This window comes from Ectobacillus soli, assembly GCF_042610425.1.
Classification (GTDB): Bacteria; Bacillota; Bacilli; order Bacillales; family Bacillaceae_G; genus Ectobacillus.
Genome location: NZ_JBGJZM010000001.1, coordinates 1120060 through 1141915 on the forward strand (window position 1 = coordinate 1120060; position 21856 = coordinate 1141915).

At 36.6% G+C, this 21856-nt stretch carries 20 protein-coding genes, 1 other RNA gene and 1 pseudogene; 18 read left to right on the top strand and 4 right to left on the bottom strand.

Features of this window, described 5'->3' with window-relative positions; genetic code table 11:
• Positions 1 to 22 precede the first annotated feature (22 nt).
• From ACAN53_RS05885 to ACAN53_RS05950, 14 genes are all read left to right on the top strand, one after another.
• Positions 23 to 1636: an ABC transporter substrate-binding protein gene (locus ACAN53_RS05885; protein ID WP_379970264.1), complete on the top strand. Its 1614-nt coding sequence runs from the start codon at positions 23 to 25 to the stop codon at positions 1634 to 1636.
• A 23-nt stretch (positions 1637 to 1659) separates the two neighbouring features.
• Positions 1660 to 2592: an ABC transporter permease gene (locus tag ACAN53_RS05890; protein ID WP_379968000.1), complete on the top strand. Its 933-nt coding sequence runs from the start codon at positions 1660 to 1662 to the stop codon at positions 2590 to 2592.
• A gap of 35 nt (positions 2593 to 2627) precedes the next feature.
• Entirely contained in the window at positions 2628 to 3518 is an 891-nt protein-coding gene (locus tag ACAN53_RS05895; RefSeq protein ID WP_379968002.1) for an ABC transporter permease, read from the top strand.
• A 14-nt stretch (positions 3519 to 3532) separates the two neighbouring features.
• A complete protein-coding gene (locus ACAN53_RS05900; protein ID WP_379968004.1) occupies positions 3533 to 5557 on the top strand; it encodes a dipeptide ABC transporter ATP-binding protein in 2025 nt (674 codons plus the stop codon).
• A gap of 49 nt (positions 5558 to 5606) precedes the next feature.
• Complete coding sequence (locus ACAN53_RS05905; protein WP_379968006.1) at positions 5607 to 6662, top strand: LLM class flavin-dependent oxidoreductase; 1056 nt, start codon at positions 5607 to 5609, stop codon at positions 6660 to 6662.
• Positions 6663 to 6848: 186 nt separating this feature from the next.
• Entirely contained in the window at positions 6849 to 8183 is a 1335-nt protein-coding gene (locus tag ACAN53_RS05910) for an LLM class flavin-dependent oxidoreductase (RefSeq protein ID WP_379968008.1), read from the top strand.
• Between the two features lie 125 nt (positions 8184 to 8308).
• Positions 8309 to 8581 (top strand): glutaredoxin family protein, encoded by a 273-nt coding sequence (locus tag ACAN53_RS05915; protein ID WP_379968010.1) that lies wholly within the window; start codon positions 8309 to 8311, stop codon positions 8579 to 8581.
• A complete protein-coding gene (locus tag ACAN53_RS05920; RefSeq protein ID WP_379968012.1) occupies positions 8578 to 9408 on the top strand; it encodes a transporter substrate-binding domain-containing protein in 831 nt (276 codons plus the stop codon). The genes ACAN53_RS05915 and ACAN53_RS05920 overlap by 4 nt, the downstream gene beginning before the upstream one ends.
• A 32-nt stretch (positions 9409 to 9440) precedes the next feature.
• Positions 9441 to 10148, top strand: coding sequence for an amino acid ABC transporter permease (locus ACAN53_RS05925; RefSeq protein ID WP_379968014.1), 708 nt, complete (start codon positions 9441 to 9443; stop codon positions 10146 to 10148).
• A gap of 15 nt (positions 10149 to 10163) precedes the next feature.
• The gene (locus tag ACAN53_RS05930) at positions 10164 to 10874 is read left to right on the top strand and encodes an amino acid ABC transporter permease (protein ID WP_379968016.1); all 711 of its coding nucleotides are present in this window, start codon (positions 10164 to 10166) and stop codon (positions 10872 to 10874) included.
• The gene (locus ACAN53_RS05935) at positions 10871 to 11641 is read left to right on the top strand and encodes an amino acid ABC transporter ATP-binding protein (RefSeq protein WP_379968018.1); all 771 of its coding nucleotides are present in this window, start codon (positions 10871 to 10873) and stop codon (positions 11639 to 11641) included. The genes ACAN53_RS05930 and ACAN53_RS05935 overlap by 4 nt, the downstream gene beginning before the upstream one ends.
• Before the next feature lie 33 nt (positions 11642 to 11674).
• Complete coding sequence (locus ACAN53_RS05940) at positions 11675 to 12184, top strand: GNAT family N-acetyltransferase (RefSeq protein WP_379968020.1); 510 nt, start codon at positions 11675 to 11677, stop codon at positions 12182 to 12184.
• A 7-nt stretch (positions 12185 to 12191) separates the two neighbouring features.
• Entirely contained in the window at positions 12192 to 13340 is a 1149-nt protein-coding gene (locus ACAN53_RS05945) for an amidohydrolase (RefSeq protein ID WP_379968022.1), read from the top strand.
• A gap of 204 nt (positions 13341 to 13544) precedes the next feature.
• Positions 13545 to 13943 (top strand): DUF3139 domain-containing protein, encoded by a 399-nt coding sequence (locus tag ACAN53_RS05950; protein ID WP_379968024.1) that lies wholly within the window; start codon positions 13545 to 13547, stop codon positions 13941 to 13943.
• A 145-nt stretch (positions 13944 to 14088) separates the two neighbouring features.
• Here the strand turns inward: ACAN53_RS05950 and ACAN53_RS05955 are convergent, their stop codons facing one another.
• Complete coding sequence (locus ACAN53_RS05955; RefSeq protein ID WP_379970265.1) at positions 14089 to 14643, bottom strand: acyl-CoA thioesterase; 555 nt, start codon at positions 14641 to 14643, stop codon at positions 14089 to 14091.
• 150 nt (positions 14644 to 14793) lie between these two features.
• Positions 14794 to 15180, bottom strand: an RNA gene (gene rnpB, locus ACAN53_RS05960) — RNase P RNA component class B.
• Between the two features lie 568 nt (positions 15181 to 15748).
• Here rnpB and ACAN53_RS05965 point away from each other — a divergent pair.
• The 4 genes and pseudogenes from ACAN53_RS05965 to ACAN53_RS05980 form a co-directional block, all read left to right on the top strand.
• Positions 15749 to 15910, top strand: a pseudogene (locus ACAN53_RS05965) (DUF255 domain-containing protein); the annotation flags it as partial.
• Positions 15911 to 16012: 102 nt separating this feature from the next.
• Positions 16013 to 16168, top strand: a complete 156-nt coding sequence (locus ACAN53_RS05970) for a hypothetical protein (RefSeq protein WP_379968026.1) — start codon at positions 16013 to 16015, stop codon at positions 16166 to 16168.
• Complete coding sequence (locus ACAN53_RS05975; protein ID WP_379968028.1) at positions 16165 to 16311, top strand: hypothetical protein; 147 nt, start codon at positions 16165 to 16167, stop codon at positions 16309 to 16311. Before ACAN53_RS05970 ends, ACAN53_RS05975 begins: the two co-directional genes overlap by 4 nt.
• A gap of 276 nt (positions 16312 to 16587) precedes the next feature.
• Positions 16588 to 16923, top strand: coding sequence for a hypothetical protein (locus tag ACAN53_RS05980; RefSeq protein WP_379968030.1), 336 nt, complete (start codon positions 16588 to 16590; stop codon positions 16921 to 16923).
• Positions 16924 to 17000: 77 nt separating this feature from the next.
• Here ACAN53_RS05980 and ACAN53_RS05985 read toward each other — a convergent pair whose 3' ends face one another.
• Positions 17001 to 17528: a hypothetical protein gene (locus ACAN53_RS05985; protein ID WP_379968032.1), complete on the bottom strand. Its 528-nt coding sequence runs from the start codon at positions 17526 to 17528 to the stop codon at positions 17001 to 17003.
• A gap of 960 nt (positions 17529 to 18488) precedes the next feature.
• Positions 18489 to 21848 (bottom strand): helicase-related protein, encoded by a 3360-nt coding sequence (locus ACAN53_RS05990; protein ID WP_379968034.1) that lies wholly within the window; start codon positions 21846 to 21848, stop codon positions 18489 to 18491.
• Between the last annotated feature and the right edge of the window lie 8 nt (positions 21849 to 21856).

Here is a 21856-nt window from a genome sequence, read left to right on the forward strand (position 1 = left end):
GAATTGGACAAAAACAATCACAATGATTACAGCATTTGTACTTTTATTAACAGGATGTTCTAGTACCACCAATCCGAGCAGCAATGCAGTCGATACAAATAAAAAGGTACAATCTCAAGCGAAACCAGGCGGGGAATTAACGTATGCGCTCGCTACATCTCCTGATTCACTTGATCCGCATCGTAGTGGCTTAGCAGTAGCGGTTCGAGCATTCCGAACCATTTTTGACAGTTTAGTTGTGCAGGCACCTGACAACACGATAAAGCCATGGCTTGCTACTGAATGGACGATATCGGATGATGGAAAAAGTTATACATTTAAGCTTCGTAAGGATGTGAAGTTTCAAGATGGAACTCCATTTAATTCAGAAGCTGTAAAATTCAGCTTTGACCGTATTATTGATCCAACTACACAAGCAAAAAATGCAGTAGCACTTCTAAAGCCATATAAATCATCAGAAGTACTTGATGAATACACAATTAAAATTAATCTTTCCACCCCTTCTACGGCTTTTTTAAGTAATTTAAGTCAAGCTATGCTTGGAATTGTATCACCGACAGCGGTAAAGAAATATGGAGATCAGTTTGGTAAACATCCAGTAGGAACGGGTCCATTTAAATTCGTAAGTTGGGTAGAAAATGGAGATATTGTAGTTGAAAAAAATACAGATTATCATTGGGGCCCTTCTAATGTAGAAAACAAAGAAGTTCCTTATCTTGATAAACTTACATTTAAAATTATTCCAGAAGAAGCAACACGTATCGGAAGTGTACAAAGCAAACAAGTACTAGCTGCTGAAACTGTACCACCTCAAAATATCCTTGCCTTAAAAAATGATACACAAACGCAATTGCTTCAGGTAAACACGATCGGTTTGCCGTATACACTCTTTTTTAATCAGAGAAAAAAACCATGGGATGATGCCAAGGCCCGCCAAGCTGTACAGCTTGCTGTTGATGTCGATGCAATTGTAAAAACGTTATACTTAAACACCTATCAAAGAGCTTGGTCACCTCTTACACCGGGGATTTTAGGATATGATGAATCATTGAAAGGTAGTGTGAAGCCGGATATTGAAAAAGCAAATCAAATTCTTGATGAGTTAGGCTATGTGAAAGGAGCAGATGGGATTCGTGTGAAGGATGGAAAGAAACTTACTTTGAATTATGTAGACGGGGCTCCAAACCGAGAAAAGAGAAATGATATTGCTGTCATTATTCAGCAGCAATTAAAAAAGATTGGAATCGATGTGCAAATAAATATTACGAAAGATATAGCTATAGTCGTACAAAAAAATGCTGATTACGATTTGTATGGAAACAGCCAAGTAAATTCTGATCCAAATGCGTTACGCGCTTTTTATCACACTACGACCCCAGAAGAAGAAGCAATTGTGAAAAGATTGGGTGGTGGCTCGAACTCAGAATTAGATCGATTATTGGAAGAAGGTACAGTAGAACAGGATCCTGCAAAACGGGAAGAGATTTATAAGAAAGTTCAACAATTTATTATTAAAGATGCATGGATATTGCCGATTTATGTATTCCCTTATACAGTGGCAGCATCAAAAACCGTGAATGGAATTAAATTTGATTCATTAGGATATCCATTATTCAATGATGTAAGCATTAAATAATGAAGGAATAGGGGCTGATAGATATGGTACTTGCAAATAAAATTCTTTTGAAAATCTTTACTGCATTCGTATCGATTTTTGGTTCCCTCTTCCTTGTTTTTTTCATCAACTATTTGCTTCCAGGGGATCCGGTTCTCTCATTGCTCGATCCCTCAACTGCTACTCCGGAAATGGTAGCAAATTTACGCAAGGAATTGGGGCTTGATCAACCGCTTTATGTCCAATTTATAGAATATTTTTCCAATTTTCTTCACGGCAATTTTGGTCAGTCAATTGTCAATAGTGAGCCAGTACTTCCTAAAATTTTATCGCAATTTCCGGCCACATTTGCCTTAACCCTCACAAGTGCTTTTTTATCGGTTGTGATTGGTGTTACGTTTGGCGTATTATCAGCAATTTATCAGAATAGTTGGATTGATACGATAGCCCGCTTAATTGGATTATTTGGGATATCGATGCCAACCTTTTGGTCGGGAATTTTACTTATTCTTATTTTCTGTGTACAGCTTAACTGGTTTCCTGCCATGGGGTCTGATAATTGGAAAGCACTTGTATTACCGTCCCTTTCGCTTGGATTTGTTGGAGCTGGTTTAATTATTCGTTTGGTGAGAAATAGCATGCTTGAAATTATTCATGAACCATTCATTGTAACGCTTCGTGCAAAAGGTCTTTCAGAACGAGTCATTATGTATCGTCATGCACTTCGTAATGCTTTGATTCCAGCTATTACTGTTATTGGTTTAAACATTGGAGAAATGATGGCCGGTACGGTTGTGATTGAAACCGTGTTTTCAAGACAGGGGATTGGACGGATTGTAGCAGATGCTATTATGGCGAAAGACTTACCCGTCATTCAAGGTGTTGTCTTCTTCAGCGCGATTATTTATGTCATTGTCAATCTTTTAGTTGACCTTTCTTATTCAATGATTGATCCGAGGGTACGTCGATCTTCTTAAATTGAACGAAAATGAAGAAGGGGAAGGGATGTTGCATGAAAGAAGTAATACAAAGCAAAACGGTGCTACAGGTTCCAAAATGGAATATTGGAAAATATGCAACAAACGTGTCCGTAGCAAATTTGTTTTTCTATATTTCTAGTTTTATTGTATTGGCTATTATCGTTTGTGCACTGTTTCCAAAATGGATTGCCCCTTATTTGCCAACTGTTATGAATACGGAGTTTATTTTAAGTCCTCCAAGTTCGGCGCATTGGTTTGGAACAGATTATTTTGGAAGAGATGTGTTCAGTCTAGTCATTTATGGAAGTCGTGATTCGCTCATAATTGGTTTTGCTTCCGTTCTTATTGGAGGGTTAATTGGAGGATGTATAGGAGCACTTGCTGGTTATATTGGTGGTATTGTTGATGCCATCTTTATGCGTTTTATTGAAATTTTGATGACAATCCCAGGTATTCTTCTAGCACTCGCGATTGCTGCTGCCCTTGGACCAAGCTTATCTAATATTGTATTGGCTGTTGCAGCTTCCTCTATTCCAGGATATGCACGCGTAATGAGAGGGCAAATGATAAGCATTAAGAAACGACAGTATGTAGATGCCTCCCGTTCGATTGGAACACCGACATGGAAAATTTTTATTTTTCATGTTTTACCTAATTCTTTGTCCCCACTTTTCGTGATGGGGACGATTGGTCTAGGAACAGCCATTTTAATTGGTTCCGGATTAAGTTTTTTAGGCTTAGGCTATATTAAAGAAATTCCAGATTGGGGTGCATTGCTTTCACAGGGAAGAGGATATTTAAGTGTAGGTTGGTGGATTTCTACATTTCCAGGGTTAGCCATTACTCTTTTTGTTCTTTCTATCAATATTATAGGTGATCAACTGCGAGATAAGTTTGACCCCAAAATGAGTAGGACGAGATAAAGGAGAAATCGAAAATGGAGAAACTGCTTGATGTTCAGCGATTAAAGGTTGATTTCACCTTGAAGGATGGCAATCTTACAGCAATCAGAGATATAACAATGGATATGCAAGTTGGTGAAACGGTCTGTATTGTCGGAGAATCTGGCAGTGGGAAGACTGTGATGTCAAAGTCAATTATGAGACTAATAGACTTTGAAGGTGGAAAAATAGCAGAGGGAAATATTGTACTAGATGGTATCAATCTGACACAGCTTTCTCAAAAAGAGCTTCGTTCCATTCGAGGGAAAAAGGTAGCGATGGTTTTTCAAGAACCAATGGCTGCCTTTGACCCTGTATTTTCAATCGGTAGTCAGATCATTGAAACAATTCTTGAAAATAAGCAAGCGAGTCAAGTAGAAGCAAAGGAGCGTGCTCTTTTTTTATTAAAGAGGGTTGGGATATCTGACGCAGAAATTCGTATGAAGCAATATCCAAATGAGCTATCTGGAGGAATGTTGCAACGGGCTATGATAGCGATGGCACTAGCGTGTAGCCCAGACCTTCTAATTGCTGATGAACCGACTACAGCATTGGATGTAACGATTCAAGCACAAATACTGGAGCTTCTTCAGGAATTAAAAGAAGAGTTTGGAATGTCGATTCTTTTCATTACCCATGATATGGGCGTTGCAGCAGAAATAGCGGACCGAATTATTGTGATGTATGCAGGGAGAATTGTAGAACATGCACCAGCATCACCTTTGTTTGATCATCCCTATCACCCATATACGCAAGGATTGCTGCAATCTATTACGACAATGGATCATGATAGAAGTAAAAAGTTGTTTTCTATTAAAGGATCGATTCCAAGATTGGCTGATTTGCCGTCTGGATGTCTGTTTCATCCGCGTTGCCTGCATGCAACAGAGCGATGCTTCGTTGAATCACCTCCTTTATTAGAAGTTAATAATCGTCACACCGCTTGTTGGCATGCGGAGGACTTACTAGAGTTATATAAAAAGAACGAACCGGTTGTAGAAATACAAACAGATGTGACGTTTGAACAAGAAAAGAATTCAGGTGCCCCAAAGCAGCGTGAAACGCTGTTTTCCGTTCAGGGGTTAAGTAAATATTATCCGATTGGTAAAAGTTTGTTTTCCCGAAATTCGTCTATTGTAAGAGCGGTAGACAATGTGTCCTTCACAATTGAGAAAGGAGAAACGTTCGGACTTGTAGGGGAATCCGGAAGCGGGAAATCTACACTTGGGCGTGTTCTGTTACAACTAGAAAAATTGACTAGCGGAAAAGTTATGTTTCAGGATCAGGATCTTTCAAAGCTAAGCGCAAAACAGTTACGTGCAAAGCGAAAGGATATGCAGGTGATTTATCAAGACCCGTACGGCTCTGTCAATCCTCGTTGGAAAGTAGGAGATATAATTGGTGAGCCTTTGCAAGTACATGGATCACTTCATTCCAATGAAAGACAAACGAGAGTTCAAGAGCTATTAGAGGTAGTCGGCTTAAATAAAAGTGACTATAATCGTTATCCTCATGAATTTTCAGGAGGACAGCGCCAACGTATTGCCATTGCTAGAGCAATTGCACTGAATCCCAAGTTTATTTTAGCAGATGAAGCTGTTTCCGCATTAGATGTATCTGTACAGTCACAAATTATTAATTTACTTCAGGATTTACAGAGAGAGCGGAATTTAACGTATTTATTTATTGCTCATGGCTTGAATATTGTTCGGCATATTTCTGATCGTATTGGTGTGATGTATTTGGGTCAAATCGTAGAAATTGCAACAAGCGAAGAATTATTTTTACATTCGGCACATCATTATACAAAAGGATTAATTGATTCGATCCCAGTTGCCAACCCATCCTACGCTAGGGAACGGATTTCCATTCAGGGAGAAATTTCATCCCCTGCTAATCCACCAACAGGCTGTAGATTTCATCCTCGCTGCCCTGCAGCGACAGCTCGTTGCCGAGAAGATAATCCTCAATTTCTAGAAGTTCAGAAAGGACACTGGGTCGCTTGTCATCATCCTGTTTAATACGTTTGGCTTGTTTTGAAAATAAAAGTTTGACTGGAGGAATGGAAAGATGAAATTTATTTTGTTTGATCTTATGAGTAATCATCCGAACGATGTGACAGGAGAGGTAGTAACCACGCAGCAAAGAATTCAACAAGTACTTGATCAGGCTGTATTTGTTGAATCGCTAGGCTTTGATGGATTTGGGGTTGGTGAGCGCCATGGAGCTCCTTTTCTATCCTCTTCACCAGCTGTGATGCTTACGGCAATTGCCGCCAAAACATCAAGAATTCGTTTGTTGCCAACGGTATCTGTATTAAGCGTACTTGACCCAGTTCGTGTAGCGGAGGATTATGCGTCGCTGGATCATCTTTCAGGAGGAAGATTAGAGCTGATGATTGGGAAAGGGAATGATCCGCGCCATTACCCGTTATTCGGGATAACCGAGGAAGAGCAGTGGGAATCTTTAGCGGAACGGTATGAACTTCTCAAGCAATTGTGGACGGAAGAAAATGTGACTTGGGAGGGGAAATATCGTCCACCATTATACAATGTGACGACCGAGCCAAGACCATTTCAAAAGCAAATTCCTATTTGGCATGGAAGTGCCTCAAGTCCCCATTCTACAGAGCTTGCCGCAAGGAACGGGGAACCAATATTTTCATCCAATACGTTTCATCGAATGGAGAAGTATAAAGAATTAATCGATCACTACCGGACTCGTTTGGAACATTATGGTCACGATCCGAATAAGGCTATCGTTGGTGCTGGGGCTAGAGGCTTATACTTGGCCAATACAACAGAAGAAGCAATCAAACGTTACCGACCTTACTATGATATTTACATGAATACAGATGCATCAAAATATAATGAATCTCCCTTTAAGAATCTTGAAGATCATATTCAAAATGGTTCCGCTCTCGTTGGAACTGCTGATCAAGTCATAGAGAAAATACTAAAGTATCACAAAGCCTTTGGGCATCAAGTGCAAAGTATTAGTGTGGAGGGATTACGGATAGAAGAGCAACAAGAGCAGCTTGAGAGATTCGCGACGGAAGTAATGCCGGTACTTCGCCGTGAGATCCCAAGTACAGTATGGGAACAGAAACAATCGACATCTGTTTAAAAGGAGATGCCTTGTCATACGTTCATTGATAGAATAAATGAATCAATTCAATAAATTTTTTTATCAGGAAAAGTATTGAAAAAGAAGGGAGTAAAGTGTTAGGATAAAACACAATATCAAATTTTACTATTCTTATAGTTAAACTAAGATATAAAAATTTTAACGGATGCATGAGGAGGGTGAATGATGTCGCAGGAAAGAAAATTGAAATTTGGAGCAATTATTCATGGTGTTGGAGGGAATATAGCTGGATGGAGACATCCTAGTATTCAAGCAGATGCGAGTGTCAGTTTGGAATTTTACACAAATCAGGCTAAGAAGGCGGAAGAAGGAAAATTCGATTTAGTCTTTATTGCGGATGGCTTACATATTAACGAGAAATCTATCCCACATTTTCTAAATCGTTTTGAACCGATTACGATCTTATCAGCACTTGCAGCAGTTACTTCGAGAATCGGGCTTGTTGGGACGCTTTCTACTTCGTACAGTGAGCCATTTAATGTTGCAAGACAGTTTGCATCGCTTGATCACATTAGTCATGGACGTGCGGGCTGGAATGTTGTGACTTCCCCGCTTGAGAAAACGGCTTTAAATTTTAGTAAAACGATTGAGGAACATCCTGATCATGCTACGCGGTACCGAATTGCTGATGAATACCTTCAGGTAGCAAAAGGATTATGGGATTCGTGGGAAGATGATGCATTTATTCGCGACAAAGAATCCGGTGTGTTTTTCCAACCTGACAAAGTGCATCCTTTGCATCATAAAGGAGAGTATTTTGCGGTAGAGGGTCCTTTGAATATAGGGAGATCAAAACAAGGACGACCGGTTATTTTTCAAGCGGGTTCATCGGAAGCGGGCAAAACGCTAGCAGCGAAAGAAGCGGATGCGATATTTACTGGACATCCACTACTCGAAGAATCGCAAAAATTTTATGAGGATGTGAAAAACAGGGCAAAGGAATTTGGCCGTAATCCAGATGAACTAGTGATCATGCCTGGAATTGCACCGATTATTGGTGTTACAGAAGAAGATGCTGAGCGGAAATATCAAGCAATTGCTAATCTGGTATCCATCGATAAAGCACTTGCGTATTTAGGCCGCTATTTTGAACACCATGATTTTTCACAATATCCACTCGATGAACCCTTTCCTGAACTAGGTGACTTAGGAAAAAATAGTTTTCAAAGTCATACCAACCGCATTAAAAAGCAGGCAAAGGAACAAAATCTAACGCTTCGTCAAGTCGCATTATTCGAGACTACACCGCGGACACCTTTTATGGGAACGCCGGAAAAAGTAGCGAATTTGATTCAGGAATGGTTTGAAGCCAAGGGTGCCGATGGGTTCATTATTGGTTCCGCTGTTCCGAATGGCTTAGATGAGTTTATTGACTTTGTCGTACCGATTCTACAAAAGCGAGGCCAGTTCCGAACAGCGTACGAAGCTGATACATTGCGAGGCAACCTAGGACTTCCGTTTCCAGAAAACCGTTATGCGAAAGAACGAGTAAATCATTAATGTAAGCTAGGAACAGACGGATTATCGTAATCTTAAATCATACTTTTTTTATATGTTAAATGCAAATTAAGGTTAGTAGATTCAGATGAAAAAATACATTCTATATTGTAAGGGAGACATTATAAATGGCAAAAGAATTTTCTGTTGTAGTTTGGGCAAAAGAAGGATGTTCCTATTGTGCAGATGTGAAACAATATTTAAAAAATAAGGGGATTGAATACAAAACTATTGATGTTACGAATCATGATGAATATCGAGACATTTTGGAAGTTAAATACGGTGTCCGCCATGTTCCGGTCGTTGAAATTGGTCAAGGCGGGGTGTATGAGGGGGTAACGAAAGTAGGAATTGAGCATCTTGAAGCTGCACTTGCACAAGGACAGGTGATTAGCAAATGAAGAAAATTTTACTGATTTTCATGTCAATCGTACTTGCTTTCGTTGTTAGCGCATGCTCTTCCAAGGAAACGAATACCACTTCCAAAGCTAATTCGGATACTGCGAACAAGAATACGAAAGTACAAAAAATAATTGTAGGGACAGGGACGCAATTTCCAAATATTTGTTTTATTGATAAAAACGGGAATTTAACTGGATATGATGTTGAACTAGTTCGGAAAATTGATGAAAAGCTACCAGAATATGAATTTGAGTTTAAAACAATGGAATTTTCCAATCTATTACTAAGCCTTGAAACGAAAAAAATTGATTTTGTTGCGCATCAAATGGAAGTGAATAAAGAACGGCAAGAAAAATTTCTATTTAATACCGAACCGTACAATGTCTTTCCTTTACACGTAGTGGTTCGTCAAGATAACAAGGATATTCAATCAATCAAGGATCTAAAAGGGAAAAAAGTAGTCGTGAGTGCAACGAGTAATTCTGCTGTGTTTCTTGAAAAATATAATAAAGACAACAATGCAGGGATCAATATTGTCTATGCAGGGCAAGGGTCAGATGATACGAAAAATCAAATTAAGACGGGGCGTGCAGATGCAACGATATCAACACCGTTTGCTGTGAAATTCTTGAATGAACAAGCAGATGCTCAGGAAAAAGTAGTAGGGGAGCCGCTTCTAAATTCTAAGGTATATTTCCTTCTTAGAAAGGATGAAACAACGCTACAAAAAAGAATTGATGAAGCACTTGTCGAATTGAAAAAAGAAGGTGTTGTAAGCGAATTGAGTAAAAAATGGTTAGGAGCCGACTATACGGTTGACTTTTAATTGATGAAAATGCGTTTGGAGGTGTACAGAGGATGGGGAAAGCATTCGATCCTATGTTAATCATTGAGTTGATCCCGACATTAATTCATTATCTCGGGGTAACTCTCCTAATATTAGCATCATCTACTATTCTCGGACTGATTCTCGGTATAGCAGCTGCTATACCGAGGTTGTTTAAAATTCCTTTTTTTAATTACTTTGTCATTTTGTATGTATCCTTTATTCGAGGAACTCCGATTATTATACAATTATTTCTAGTTTTTTATGGCTTGCCTGCTGTTCTCTTACTTGTGGATGTAGATATTTCACGGATGGAGCCAATTTATTTCGTCATTATTACGTATGCCATAAGTAATGGGGCCGGTTTCTCAGAAATTTTTCGCGGATCGATTCAAGCTGTCGATTATGGACAGACAGAAGCAGCCTATTCTGTCGGAATGACAAATAGTCAAAGTTTTTTTCGAATCGTTCTGCCGCAGGCCATTCGGATTGCTTTTCCGAATATAGGGAATCATGTTATAGGCTCATTAAAGGATACTTCACTAGCATTTACCATTGGCGTGATGGACATGATGGGAAGAGGGGAAACGCTAATTGCTTCAACAGCACACGCGCTTGAAGTGTATATTGCCCTTTCTATTATCTATTATGTGGTGGTGGTATTGTTTGAAAAAATAGTTAGCAAACTAGAAAAATATTTCAATCGGTATCAGAAGGCGGATGGATCGATTGCAGCATAACTAGGAGGTTCTAGCATGACAATAGATATTCCTTTTATTTGGGAAGCAGGTAAAGAAATTATAAAGGCGCTTCCTATTACGCTCATCTTAACGATTATTCCTCTATTGGTCGGATTTCTAATCGGCATCACTGTGGCACTGATTCGTGTCTTCAATATGAAATTTCTCTATCATCTGGCAAATGGGTATGTATCCTTTTTCCGAGGAACCCCGATCATTATGCATATTATGCTCATTTATTTTGGCTTTCCGTTACTCCTTGATCGTATTTCTGAAAGCTTTCATTTAGGAATTCAGTCGAATTCCGTCCCTGTTATTTTATTCGTTCTAACCGCTCTATCGCTAAGTGCAGGTGCGTATTTATCTGAAATTATTCGATCTGGAATTATCAGTGTTTCCTCGGGTCAATTGGAGGCAGCCTATTCGGTCGGAATGAACAAGTGGCAAGCAATGAAACGAATTATTTTACCACAAGCACTGGCTCATTCGATTCCGAATTTCACGAATGTTTTCGTTGGGTTTTTACACACTTCTTCGATTGCTTTTCTCGTGTCGCAGAAAGAACTGACAGGGGCTGCCAATATCGTAGCTTCAACAAATTTGAAATTTTTAGAAGCTTTTATTGCCGCAGGACTTATCTATTGGGGACTCACCATTCTAGTAGAGAGAATTTCATTTTTACTGGAAAAAAGGGTAACTGCTTATAACCGAGGAGGGGTGTTATGATCTATTTATCCAATATTACAAAATCATTCGATACGAATACTGTATTAAAAGGGATTGACTTAACAATAGAAAGAGGAGAAGTTGTAACGATTCTTGGTCCGAGTGGATCAGGGAAAACGACCTTGCTACGGTGCATGAATCTTTTGGAAACGCCAGATGAAGGAATCGTTCAGATTGGAAATGTACATGTGAATGCAGATGCAGCGACGAAGAAAGAAATCTTGTCACTTCGTAAGCAATCTGCCATGGTTTTTCAGCATTATAATTTATTTGCTCATAAAAATGTGCTGGAAAATGTAATGGAAGGATTAATTGTAGCGAAGAAAGTGAAGAAAAAGGATGCGAGAGAGCAAAGTGAACGGGTGCTTGAAAAAGTAGGTCTAAGCGATAAACTGCATCACTACCCATCACAGCTTTCGGGAGGACAACAACAGCGAGTCGGAATAGCAAGGGCACTTGCATTAAATCCAGAAGTCATTTTATTTGATGAACCTACATCTGCTCTTGATCCTGAGTTAGTCGGAGATGTACTGGATGTTATCAAAGCAATCGCACAAGAAGGCATTACGATGGTTGTTGTCACACATGAAATGAGCTTTGCCAGAGAGGTGTCGGACCGGGTGTTGTTTATGGATGGTGGGGTCATTATAGAAGAGGGCACGCCTCTAGAAATTTTTCATACACCAAAAGAAGAACGAACACGTCGTTTTTTACAACGGATATCCAGTGATACATCTTTTTCTTATTTAAAAGAACAGATTAATTAAAGAGAAAATTCATGAGGAAAAGGTGGCGATACGATGATAAAGCAAATTATAATTGATGAACTAAGGGTAGAAGAAAAAGAAGCGGTTCGTCGTTTATTAGTTGAGAGTTATCAGCAGTATGAGGATTCTTATACAAATCCAAATGTTTGGAACGAATATCTAGCAAATATCAAATCATCGGTTGATAATCCTGATGTAGATAAGATATTGGTCGCAAAAAGTGATCAGATTATTCTGGGCACCTTACAGCTTTTTCAATCATCAGAAAAAGCGTATCAAAAACCAGAGTTGCAAATTTTTTCGCCTATTATACGATTATTGGCCGTCCATCCACAGGCAAGAGGACGCGGAGTAGCGCAGGAATTAATAAGGGCGAGTAGAGATTACGCAAAGTCTCAAGGAGCAAATACCTTGTATTTGCACTCAAGTGATAAAATGCAAAAAGCCATTCAACTCTATGAATGGCTAGGTTTTAAGCGGGATCATACAAAAGAATTTATGAACCATGATATTTTAGTAAAATGCTATCGATTAGATTTGTAAAAAGGAGATGACTATGAATCTACCAGAACTAGAGACCCACTTGATTTCTATTCGCCGTCATTTACATCAATATCCGGAGTTATCCCAACAAGAATTTGAAACAACTAAATTCATAAAAAAATGGTTGCAAGAAGGTGGAATTGAGAGTAGGAAAACAAATTTGGAAACAGGTGTATTTGCTGACATTAAAGGCGGAAAACCTGGTTTGACGGTAGCTTTACGTGCCGATATCGATGCTCTTCCAATTGAGGAGAAAACAGGACTTTCCTATGCTTCAAAAAGAAAGGGAGTGATGCATGCTTGTGGTCATGATTTTCACACAGCTGCACTTCTAGGTGCTGCTTATCTGTTAAAACGAAATCAGTCAGAACTATGTGGAACCGTTCGTCTTTTATTTCAACCGGCAGAGGAATTCGGAGGTGGTGCCACGCAGGTGATTGCCGATGGTCAGCTTGATGGAGTAGAGGCAATTATCGGGCTGCACAATAAACCGGAACTTCCAGTTGGGACGATTGGATTAAAAGAAGGGCCGATGATGGCGGCAGTAGATCGGTTCCATGTCGTACTGCATGGAAAAGGTAGTCATGCAGCGATTCCTCAAAATGGTAAGGATCCTATCGTAGCTGCCGGTCACCTCATTACAGCGCTTCAGACGGTGGTTAGCCGGAATGTGTCTCCGCTGCAAAGTGCTGTAGTAAGTGTTACGAGAATAACAGGAGGCAGCACATGGAACGTGATTCCTGCTGAAATTCAACTCGAAGGCACCATTCGAACGTTTGACACTGCTATTCGTGAAGAAGTAAAAGAAACGTTCAATCGAATTGTAAATTCTATTGCAGCAGCCTTTTCACAGGAAGCTGATGTCAAATGGGTTCCGGGACCACCACCACTTGTGAATTATCAGTCAATAACCGATATCGCCCGGAAATCCGCAAAGCAACAATCTTTGCATGTGATTGATCCAGAACCTTCTATGGCGGGTGAAGATTTCGCCTACTATCTTCAACAAATCCCAGGTGCATTTGCCTTTTTTGGTACAAACGGAAATGAGGAATGGCACCACCCTGCTTTTACGCTAGATGAATCTGCTATTATAAAAGCTGCTTATTTTCTATATGAAAGTGCTAGAGAATTTTTAGATGGAAATGGAAAATAAACGTTTGGATGAAGTCATCCGAACGTTTATTTTTTTAAAAATCATATGTCTCTGTTAAAGAGGTCAAGAACAGGTATTATATAAGACTTTTTACCACTGTAAAACGGAATTTCCTGTAAAAAAATGTTATAAGTAAAAAAGGAATTAAATTAGTGAATATAGAATGCTTTCAGTGTAAAAATACACTGAAAGAGGGTGGCTTATATGAAAAAATTTATTTTCATTACTATAGTTATCGTTATTACTGGTATGGCTATCCTTTCTACTACTATTTATTTCGCATTGCATGGTAATCCTATAAGTCAGTATGTGATGGTAAAAAACACGAAACAATATCTTATAGCAAAGGGGTATAAGGAAAGTGAACTTGATTCCATTACAGCAAGTTATAGCATCAAACGAAATACGAATAGAATAAAAGGGACAATAGCATATGTCGTATTTAAAAATGAACCGAACATAAAATATCAATATATTAAATGGAGAAATTTCGGGGAAATCCAACAGCACTGTGAGCACTATAATGAGAAGACAAGAACCTACGAAGTGAAAGGTACAGAACAGCTAAAGAATATAGAAGCTAACTGTGCTCTAAAGTATTGAGAATATGAAATAAGTTTGTATAGGCGACACCATTATAGGAATTTTGCTAGCAGATCTTACCTTACTCATATGGGGTGGAATTTGACATTCGAAATAGACCATCACAGCAAAAACTGATACTTGACGATCTATTTCGCGATATGACTCAAAATATATTATGTTGTTTAGCATCACCATTATTATTTATAAATTCAGCTAAGCTTTTACTATGCTTTCTGTTTTCTTTTCTTCTTGTAGCTCGTTCCTTGGCTGTTGTATGTAAATATTTTTCTTCTTCTGTTTCAGGAATGACTTGTGCAACTTCTGTTGGCTTTCCGTCCGCTCCAATAGCAACAAAAGTTAGGAAGCTCGTTGCTGCAATTTTACGTTCCTCTGTAAGTAAGTTTTCAGCTATTATTTTAACGAACACTTCCATAGAAGTTCTACCTGTCCATGTTACGTATGCTTCTAAACATACAGCATCTGCTTTTGTAATGGGGTTTAAAAAGTCAACAGAGTCTGTTGAGGCTGTAACAGTATCTCTTCTAGAATGTCTGGATGCTGCTATTGAAGCAATGTCATCGATCCAGCTCATTAAACGTCCTCCAAATAATGTTTCATAACTGTTCGTATCATTTGGAAAAACACGACTTGTTTTAATGGATTTGCTGTCTTTGCAATATTTTGGTTCCAATTCATCTGCACCTCTTACTTTTTTAATGTAATGTAGTAAATTATACTACTTTTTACTAACATTTCACATTCCCTCTCCAATTCAAAGGGGACACTGAAAAAGTCCATATAGTTTAGATAATCCGAACCTTTACTTAATCATCCTACTCCTTTAAACGTTAAAATCAGCTCATGAAATGGCTGTAAGCCAGGTTTTGTACTTCCGTACTACAATCGGCAGCAAGCCTTGTACAAGAAGCAGCAGTCATTTGACTATCGACCGATGGCCGATTCATCCGTTAGGTTCATTTCCCGCAGGATGATGCCCCTACCTATTTTGGGTTGCTCGCTCGTGGGGTTTACCCGTTTCATCTTTTCCATTTCCAGAAAAGCTGCGTCACTGTGGCACTTTTCAGGTTATTCTCAGCTTATCCTGAAAGGACTTAGCATGATTTCACCGCCGTCAGTCGATACTTAAGATCAACTGCCCACCCTTGCGGATGGCACGAACACTACAGGCATCTCAGCACTGTGCGAGCCTGGACTTTCCTCAGCTCCTGTTAAGGAACCGCGACTACTCACCATTTCATGTTAATTTTAAGTCGTTCAGAAGCGACAAAAGGTAATATATCACGGATTAACAGGATAAATCATTAGTATTTTAATTCCAATTTTGCAAATTATGTACTGCAATCTAAATTATTTATCATTATATGCGAGCAGACTCCTACCTCAAGGAATGGGAAGGGCGGAGCCTAATGAGTAGGAGGGGGATGAATCGCCTTCGGACAAGAGATACACTGGTGTTCTTAGGAATCTCCCACTTCAAACAACCCGGAAGGGTGTTAAGTGGTGAGTAGTTCAATTGTCCCAACCTAATAATATTCTCGTTATAACATAATGGTTCTTATCAAATGAACAGCCCAATTTTTTTGGAAAAATACAAGAAAAACTCGTAAGGAATTATCGAGGCATCCGGTTTGAACGAAGAATACTGTTATTGTCAGATTTGACTATGAACGTGAAAATAAAAATATAATTTGTATAGTTCTTGTGAAGACCACAGGCCTATTTTTGTATGTCAAAGGTAAATTAAGGTAAACTAGTATGGTGTATTTATAATGAAAATTTTAAAATGAAAGAAGGTGGCCTAATTGCCGACAAATCAGAAACCCAATAGATTAATCACTGAAAAATCACCATATTTACTCCAACATGCTTACAACCCAGTCAACTGGTATCCATGGGGAGAAGAAGCATTTGAAAAGGCGAAACGTGAAAATAAGCCTCTTTTCGTTAGTATTGGCTACTCGACTTCCATTGGTGACAATTATTCAATATATCCAAAATACTTTTAGATAAAGGAAATTTAATGGTAAAATAAAAGGAGGTAATAAATAAAATTGTTGGAGGTATATATGGCTAAAAAGTTAGGTGATGGTTTAAATGGTTGGTTAAAACCTGATGGTACATTTTATGAGTGTGAGTATGGTAAACATAAAGAATTAGCTAAATCCTTAAATCACAATTCTAAATCAGATAATGAAGGATCGATAATGAATGGATTAATATGAGTTCCATTCATTATGATAGTGTTGTAGGTTTTTATTCAAAACCAACACCAGAACAAATCGAATTTATAGAAAAAAATATTGACCAATTTGATGAAAAACAAATCAAAGATATTGAGGAAGCAAAACTATATTATGAATTCTAAAATAAAAATATATATAGACGGTGTAATACCGTTTTTTTATAAAGTTTAGCAATCTTCAACATTCGGAGACCTGTATAATTTGATAATTCTAATTTTAAAGATATGCAACTTATTTTTTATCTGCTAAGACTACAACCAAGCCACACTTACTTGAAATCAAGGAACATTATGAAGAAGTAAATGCTTTAAATGCTCGTATCGTTGAACTAGAGAAACAATTGGCTGTGGCTGTTTTGGAATATGTTATAATACTCTTGTCTAAGGGGGACGATAAAAATGAAAAAACTGGTTATATTATTAGGCTCATTTTTAATGCTTGCATTGGTATTAGCTGGTTGTGGTGGAACTAAAACTGTTAAAGCAGACTACACAACTACACAGTTTGAAACTGCTCTGAACAAAGGAGATAACTTAGAGGGAAAGACTGTATCTGTTGAAGTAGACAAGCTTGTGCCTAATAGCGCTTTTGGTTACAATATCGAGGCTGGTGAACATTTGAATTTCGTATCAACTAACAATCCGAATGTTAAAAAAGGTGATAAAGTAATACTGAAGGTCAAAAAAGTTCAAAGTACGCTTGGCTCATATATAATTACTTATGAAAAGCAATAATTATAGCAAACCCTCCGGTTATTCATTGAGGGTTTGTCTGTGTTATTAATTGGTTTTTTTCAGTCCTTTTCATAAATTCAGTCAGACACTTGTTTCATTAACTCAATAGACTCAATTTGTTGTTTTATAATTTCTTGCTGTTTCGCTATCTCTACTTTCTTTTCCAATATCTGCTGAAATAAATTTGAGGATTCTAAAGCCTGGTCTCTTTGAGTTCTAAGAAATGCTATACGCTCTCGATTTGTTTTTCTAGATTTAAGTCCAAACACAATTATGACAGCCCCTAATGCAACAAAGGTTGCAAAATCGTCAATTGGTGCAACCATTTCAAATAATGGCCTGTTTGATAAAAGAACAACTGGAAGCAAGAAAAAGCAAAATACAGCAATCATGGTCATAAAAGAGCTAAGAAATCGCCTACCAACATTACCAATAAATCGTTGTGGAAATATACTCGGATCAGAAAAAGTAAAAAATAAACCAGACAACGTAGCACCTAAAATAAATTCAGGCGGCACATCTGAAAACATATTAAGGACTCCTAATATAACAAGAGAAGCCCCAATAAATATCATAACTAAATCTGAAATCCCTTCTGATTCCACGTTTACATCTTCTTCTTTATTGAACAGATTCTCATCCACCGAAAATAGAATTATAGTATATAATTTTACCAGTAATTCTTTCCAATGAATAGTCCTTTTGATAGAGGAATAATGATATAAATTATTCAGGTGGTTGTTCATGTAAAAGCTTTTTTATCTTTTCTTTGATTTGTTTTCGCTTCGCCCAAATGGTATTACGATGATAACCCATCTATTGCCGGATTTCTTCACCTTCGTACCTTCTAAACTCCCTCATACTTTATTAAGCAATCAGATGTAATACGACATAAAAGTAGAAGAAATATATTTTTACCTATAGAAGTAAACTGCCACGTTAGTACAGTAAGGATAACTTGAAAAATATGTATAAATATTAGCATTTATACAATTTCCCCTTGAGAAATAATTCATAAAAAATAATAAACATACTGCCAAAACCTACATAGCTTAATTGCCACAAACAATTCAATGGATTTTTATTATGAACATCCTAAATACCATAAGGATGGAAGAGCTGATATTGCAGTAATGATAGATGAAAAAACTTATTTATATGTAGAAGTAAAATTTCCTGATAATAAATTAGATGTTAAAGAATCTAACCCATAACATAAACTTAACAAGATTAGGGTCTTGTTTCTTATTGCGTCTTTCTTTTTATCATGAAAACTTAGAATCAAGTCTATAGTTTCTTCTTTAATAATCTCATTTTTTTCAGTATTTTTCTCCTCAACATTTAGAAGTCTAATTATAACTGCTATTGTTTAAATGAATTTATACGGTTACATTTACGACCTATACGTCACATATGTAATGGTACATAGTCAAATTTTCCTACCGCCTCATGGTGACGGACGCGGACTGCTTAGTTAAAAGAGGTTATCAAATGACAACCTCCTTTTTATTAATCCTATTTATACAATAAGTCTAAAACAAATGTATATAAAAATCAGAAATGACTTATTGCGAAACTTTATTATTTTTATTAATTTTGGTCAATTGTTTCACTTTTAGCTTTTCTTCAACTTCTGCAGGTAAGTCTCCCAAAAAGTAATTTTCGATATGATTCCAAAAATCTTCTGACTTGAAATTTCCTTCAAATAAATATTTAAGCATTTCTACAGAAGTAAAGTGACGATTATGGACATTTTCTAAAATGCTATTTCGGTAAGTTTTAGGATTTTGTAGGACTTTTTCAATTTGATATTCAGAACCTACACGAATATAAATTTGTGGATGGTCTCCACCTTTAACTTCATAAACTAGTAATTCAAACATTTCTATTATCCCTAAGACTAAGAATATTTTTGCAGAACCTGAAGTATCTTTTTTACGTAATAAGTATTCTAATGAAGTGCCCTGTTCATTTAATTTATGAGCATAATGTAAAAGTTTTGTTGCTTCTTGCATGATAAACTTTGTAAAAGCATTAAAACTTGGATGGATGCGATATGTTGTTGAAAGACGATATTCATTTTTGTTTATAATATTTGTACGTTGAGTACTAGTTCTATTCATAATAGATTCATATTGAATGATACTTTCGATTAACTGTCCAACAAATGCCTCAGCTTTATAATTAGATATTGAAAAGTGTGTTTTTATTCTTTCTTGAATATCTTCAGATTTGAACACTTTTCTTTGCATTATATAAGGAGAAAATACTTGATTTAATTTATTGAGATTCTCTTCTAATATATGCATAAAAAACTCTTGAGAAGGTTTTTGTAAACTCAAGTTAATAATAAAGACTGGATCAAGTTTCCCTAAAAGGTTGTCTTTAAGTTGGCTATCTTTTTCATGTAAGATTCGCTTGAAGTTAGGGAATGATAAATGGCTAAACTTATCTCTCCACAGTCGATCTAAAAATACTTTATAAATTGAATAAGTGTTACCTTCTATATCTCGGTTTTTTTGAACATAGTCTTCGTATTTCTTTAGTAAACGGTTTTCATCTTCTTTTAGAATTTTAAAATATTCTACAGCAAACATACTACGTGGACGAGCAGTAATTGGAGAATATTTTAATGGTGAATTAATGAAACCTTTTTCAATAATTAAAAGAGCGGTTTTAAGCTGATTATCAACTAAATCATTTTGTAAAGAATCGTCTTTTTTAGATTGGAAAATAAAGTGAAATTCCTCTGAACTAACTAATAAATGACGAGACTTATTTTGGCGACTTCTATGTTTATATAAATCCAACACTTTCTGCATAACTTGAATGAGCTGATATTTTTTGATTGTGCTAATACCGTGAAGTCGATTAACATGTTTAAAATCCTCTTTTAAGAAAGTAAAGCTAGCTAACCCATTAGGTAACGCACGTGCTGCCCGACCAATTTCTTGCACATAGTCACATACATTTCCTGTGGGTGCAAAATGGAGAACAGTATTAATATCCGGAATGTCAATTCCCATACCAAATGCCTTAGTTGCTAACATTACTTTTGAGTTTCCATCTTTAAAACGTAAAAAGTTTTCATTTTTTTCTTCTTTTCGAAGGCGACCATAATAAGTAGTTACAACATTCAGCAGTTTATTTGAAGCATTTCTTTCAAGATATTCTTTGAAACCAAAAATAGAAGAAATTAGCGGGAAGTAAACAAGTACTTTGTGATTTTGATTTAATTCGTATTCAATCTGTTTCATTAAACAAAGATGTTTGATTTTTAAATACTCTTTTTCGTTACGTGTAGTTTCGTCTGCACCATTTGAATGAATTTGATTGATTTCAACATCAATATTATCTCGCTTTACATAGCCAAAGTAATTAATAGGATTATTTAAGATTAAACTATCACGAGTCTCTGCATACATATCTTCTACACCACCATAAATCGCTGTGGCTGTAAATGTTGCTATGGGGAAGAAATGTTTTGTTTCAGGTTCTCTTTGTTTTTCTTTGCTATATGTTTGTCCTCTACGTAGTTTTTGTAGGTAGTCACCTAAATACCAATAATCTGCACGGAATGCCTTGCCCCATGTAGTAACAATATGGGCCTCGTCAATAATGAATAAACCAATTTCACGAGTTCCAATAAGAGCACTAATATCTGCACGACTCAATAGCGTTTCCGGAGAGATATACAATATAGAAATCTCTTTATTTTCAATTCGAACTGCAATATTTGCTTTTTCGACAGGCGATATTTCGGAGTTAATTGTTGCACTAAAGGTTACATTTTTTTCTTGTAAATTATAAACTTGGTCTTTCATAAGTCCAATTAGCGGTGAAATAATTATTGTTAAGTAGTCGTATTTTTCAGCTAGATAAATTGCTGGTACTTGGAACATAACAGATTTCCCAGCACCTGTAGGGGCAGTAACGAATATATCTCTAAAGTTGGCGATAGTTTCATTATTTTTAGCAGCTTCAGCTTGAGTAACAACATTATGAATAATTTGCATTTGTGATATTTCAATAGTTTCTTTTTTATTAGTTAGCGAATCTACATTTTTATAGACTCTTAGTTGGCGATATGAGTCGTATCCCCAATAGCGTTTTAAAATATCCAAGTATGCATTTTCTTTTTCTTGAGGTATTTCCTTAGTAGGAACTTGCTTTAATACTTTATAGATTTGTAAATTTGGAAGGTAAGTTTGAAGAATTTTCAATTTAGTTAAGTTAAGATTTTCTATATAGTTCGTAGATGAATCATTTCCCCAACTTAAATATATTGTTGAATAAATTTTTGATGAAGAAAGCGTTTCAGTAATAAAGTCAAGAAAATCAAAAGGGATTTCTCCTCCGATTTCAATATACTTTACATCCTCTGTTACCTCTTTGAAAGTAATTTCTCCAGTTAAGTTAAATAGGTTTATTTCCTCAAATTCACTTTCAGTAATATAGGATACATATATTTGATTTTGATAAGATTCTTCAATGGAAGTATAAAATTGAAATAAGTAATGAGCATCTGTTATAGAAGTATCATCTTGCATATTTTGGAATAATTCAAGATGTTCCTGTGGAATAGGATAGTATAAAGGATAGTACGCATCATAAAAGTTATTATTAATAATAATAGGTCTACCGACAATAGTGAAGTTTCCAACGGGAATAGTCTGAAATTCTTCGTAAGTCATCCAATGGTGTTTTTTATTAGAACTTTGTGCAAAAAAATCGATAATATTTGCTTGTTTATTAGAATCTAGAGAGAGTAAAGATTCAGTTAATGGAAATTTAAGTAATTTCGTATCGGTAATTTCTTCTAGCCAACTATGAGGAAATCCCTTAAATACATATATAATTGTTTCGTCATCATTAAAGCGCTGTTTTACTTTTGAAAAATTTTCTAGGAAAATAGTTCTAAGCAAAAATAACT

Excerpts from the sequence above, each read along its gene's own strand:
- ACAN53_RS05885 (WP_379970264.1), top strand. The coding sequence starts at position 23 with ATGATTACAGCATTTGTACTTTTATTAACAGGATGTTCTAGTACCACC.
- ACAN53_RS05970 (WP_379968026.1), top strand. The coding sequence starts at position 16,013 with ATGGCTAAAAAGTTAGGTGATGGTTTAAATGGTTGGTTAAAACCTGAT.
- ACAN53_RS05905 (WP_379968006.1), top strand. The coding sequence starts at position 5,607 with ATGAAATTTATTTTGTTTGATCTTATGAGTAATCATCCGAACGATGTG.
- ACAN53_RS05975 (WP_379968028.1), top strand. The coding sequence starts at position 16,165 with ATGAGTTCCATTCATTATGATAGTGTTGTAGGTTTTTATTCAAAACCA.
- ACAN53_RS05930 (WP_379968016.1), top strand. The coding sequence starts at position 10,164 with ATGACAATAGATATTCCTTTTATTTGGGAAGCAGGTAAAGAAATTATA.
- ACAN53_RS05920 (WP_379968012.1), top strand. The coding sequence starts at position 8,578 with ATGAAGAAAATTTTACTGATTTTCATGTCAATCGTACTTGCTTTCGTT.
- ACAN53_RS05935 (WP_379968018.1), top strand. The coding sequence starts at position 10,871 with ATGATCTATTTATCCAATATTACAAAATCATTCGATACGAATACTGTA.
- ACAN53_RS05900 (WP_379968004.1), top strand. The coding sequence starts at position 3,533 with ATGGAGAAACTGCTTGATGTTCAGCGATTAAAGGTTGATTTCACCTTG.
- ACAN53_RS05890 (WP_379968000.1), top strand. The coding sequence starts at position 1,660 with ATGGTACTTGCAAATAAAATTCTTTTGAAAATCTTTACTGCATTCGTA.
- ACAN53_RS05895 (WP_379968002.1), top strand. The coding sequence starts at position 2,628 with ATGAAAGAAGTAATACAAAGCAAAACGGTGCTACAGGTTCCAAAATGG.
- ACAN53_RS05910 (WP_379968008.1), top strand. The coding sequence starts at position 6,849 with ATGTCGCAGGAAAGAAAATTGAAATTTGGAGCAATTATTCATGGTGTT.
- ACAN53_RS05925 (WP_379968014.1), top strand. The coding sequence starts at position 9,441 with ATGGGGAAAGCATTCGATCCTATGTTAATCATTGAGTTGATCCCGACA.
- ACAN53_RS05950 (WP_379968024.1), top strand. The coding sequence starts at position 13,545 with ATGAAAAAATTTATTTTCATTACTATAGTTATCGTTATTACTGGTATG.
- ACAN53_RS05915 (WP_379968010.1), top strand. The coding sequence starts at position 8,309 with ATGGCAAAAGAATTTTCTGTTGTAGTTTGGGCAAAAGAAGGATGTTCC.
- ACAN53_RS05940 (WP_379968020.1), top strand. The coding sequence starts at position 11,675 with ATGATAAAGCAAATTATAATTGATGAACTAAGGGTAGAAGAAAAAGAA.
- ACAN53_RS05945 (WP_379968022.1), top strand. The coding sequence starts at position 12,192 with ATGACTATGAATCTACCAGAACTAGAGACCCACTTGATTTCTATTCGC.
- ACAN53_RS05980 (WP_379968030.1), top strand. The coding sequence starts at position 16,588 with ATGAAAAAACTGGTTATATTATTAGGCTCATTTTTAATGCTTGCATTG.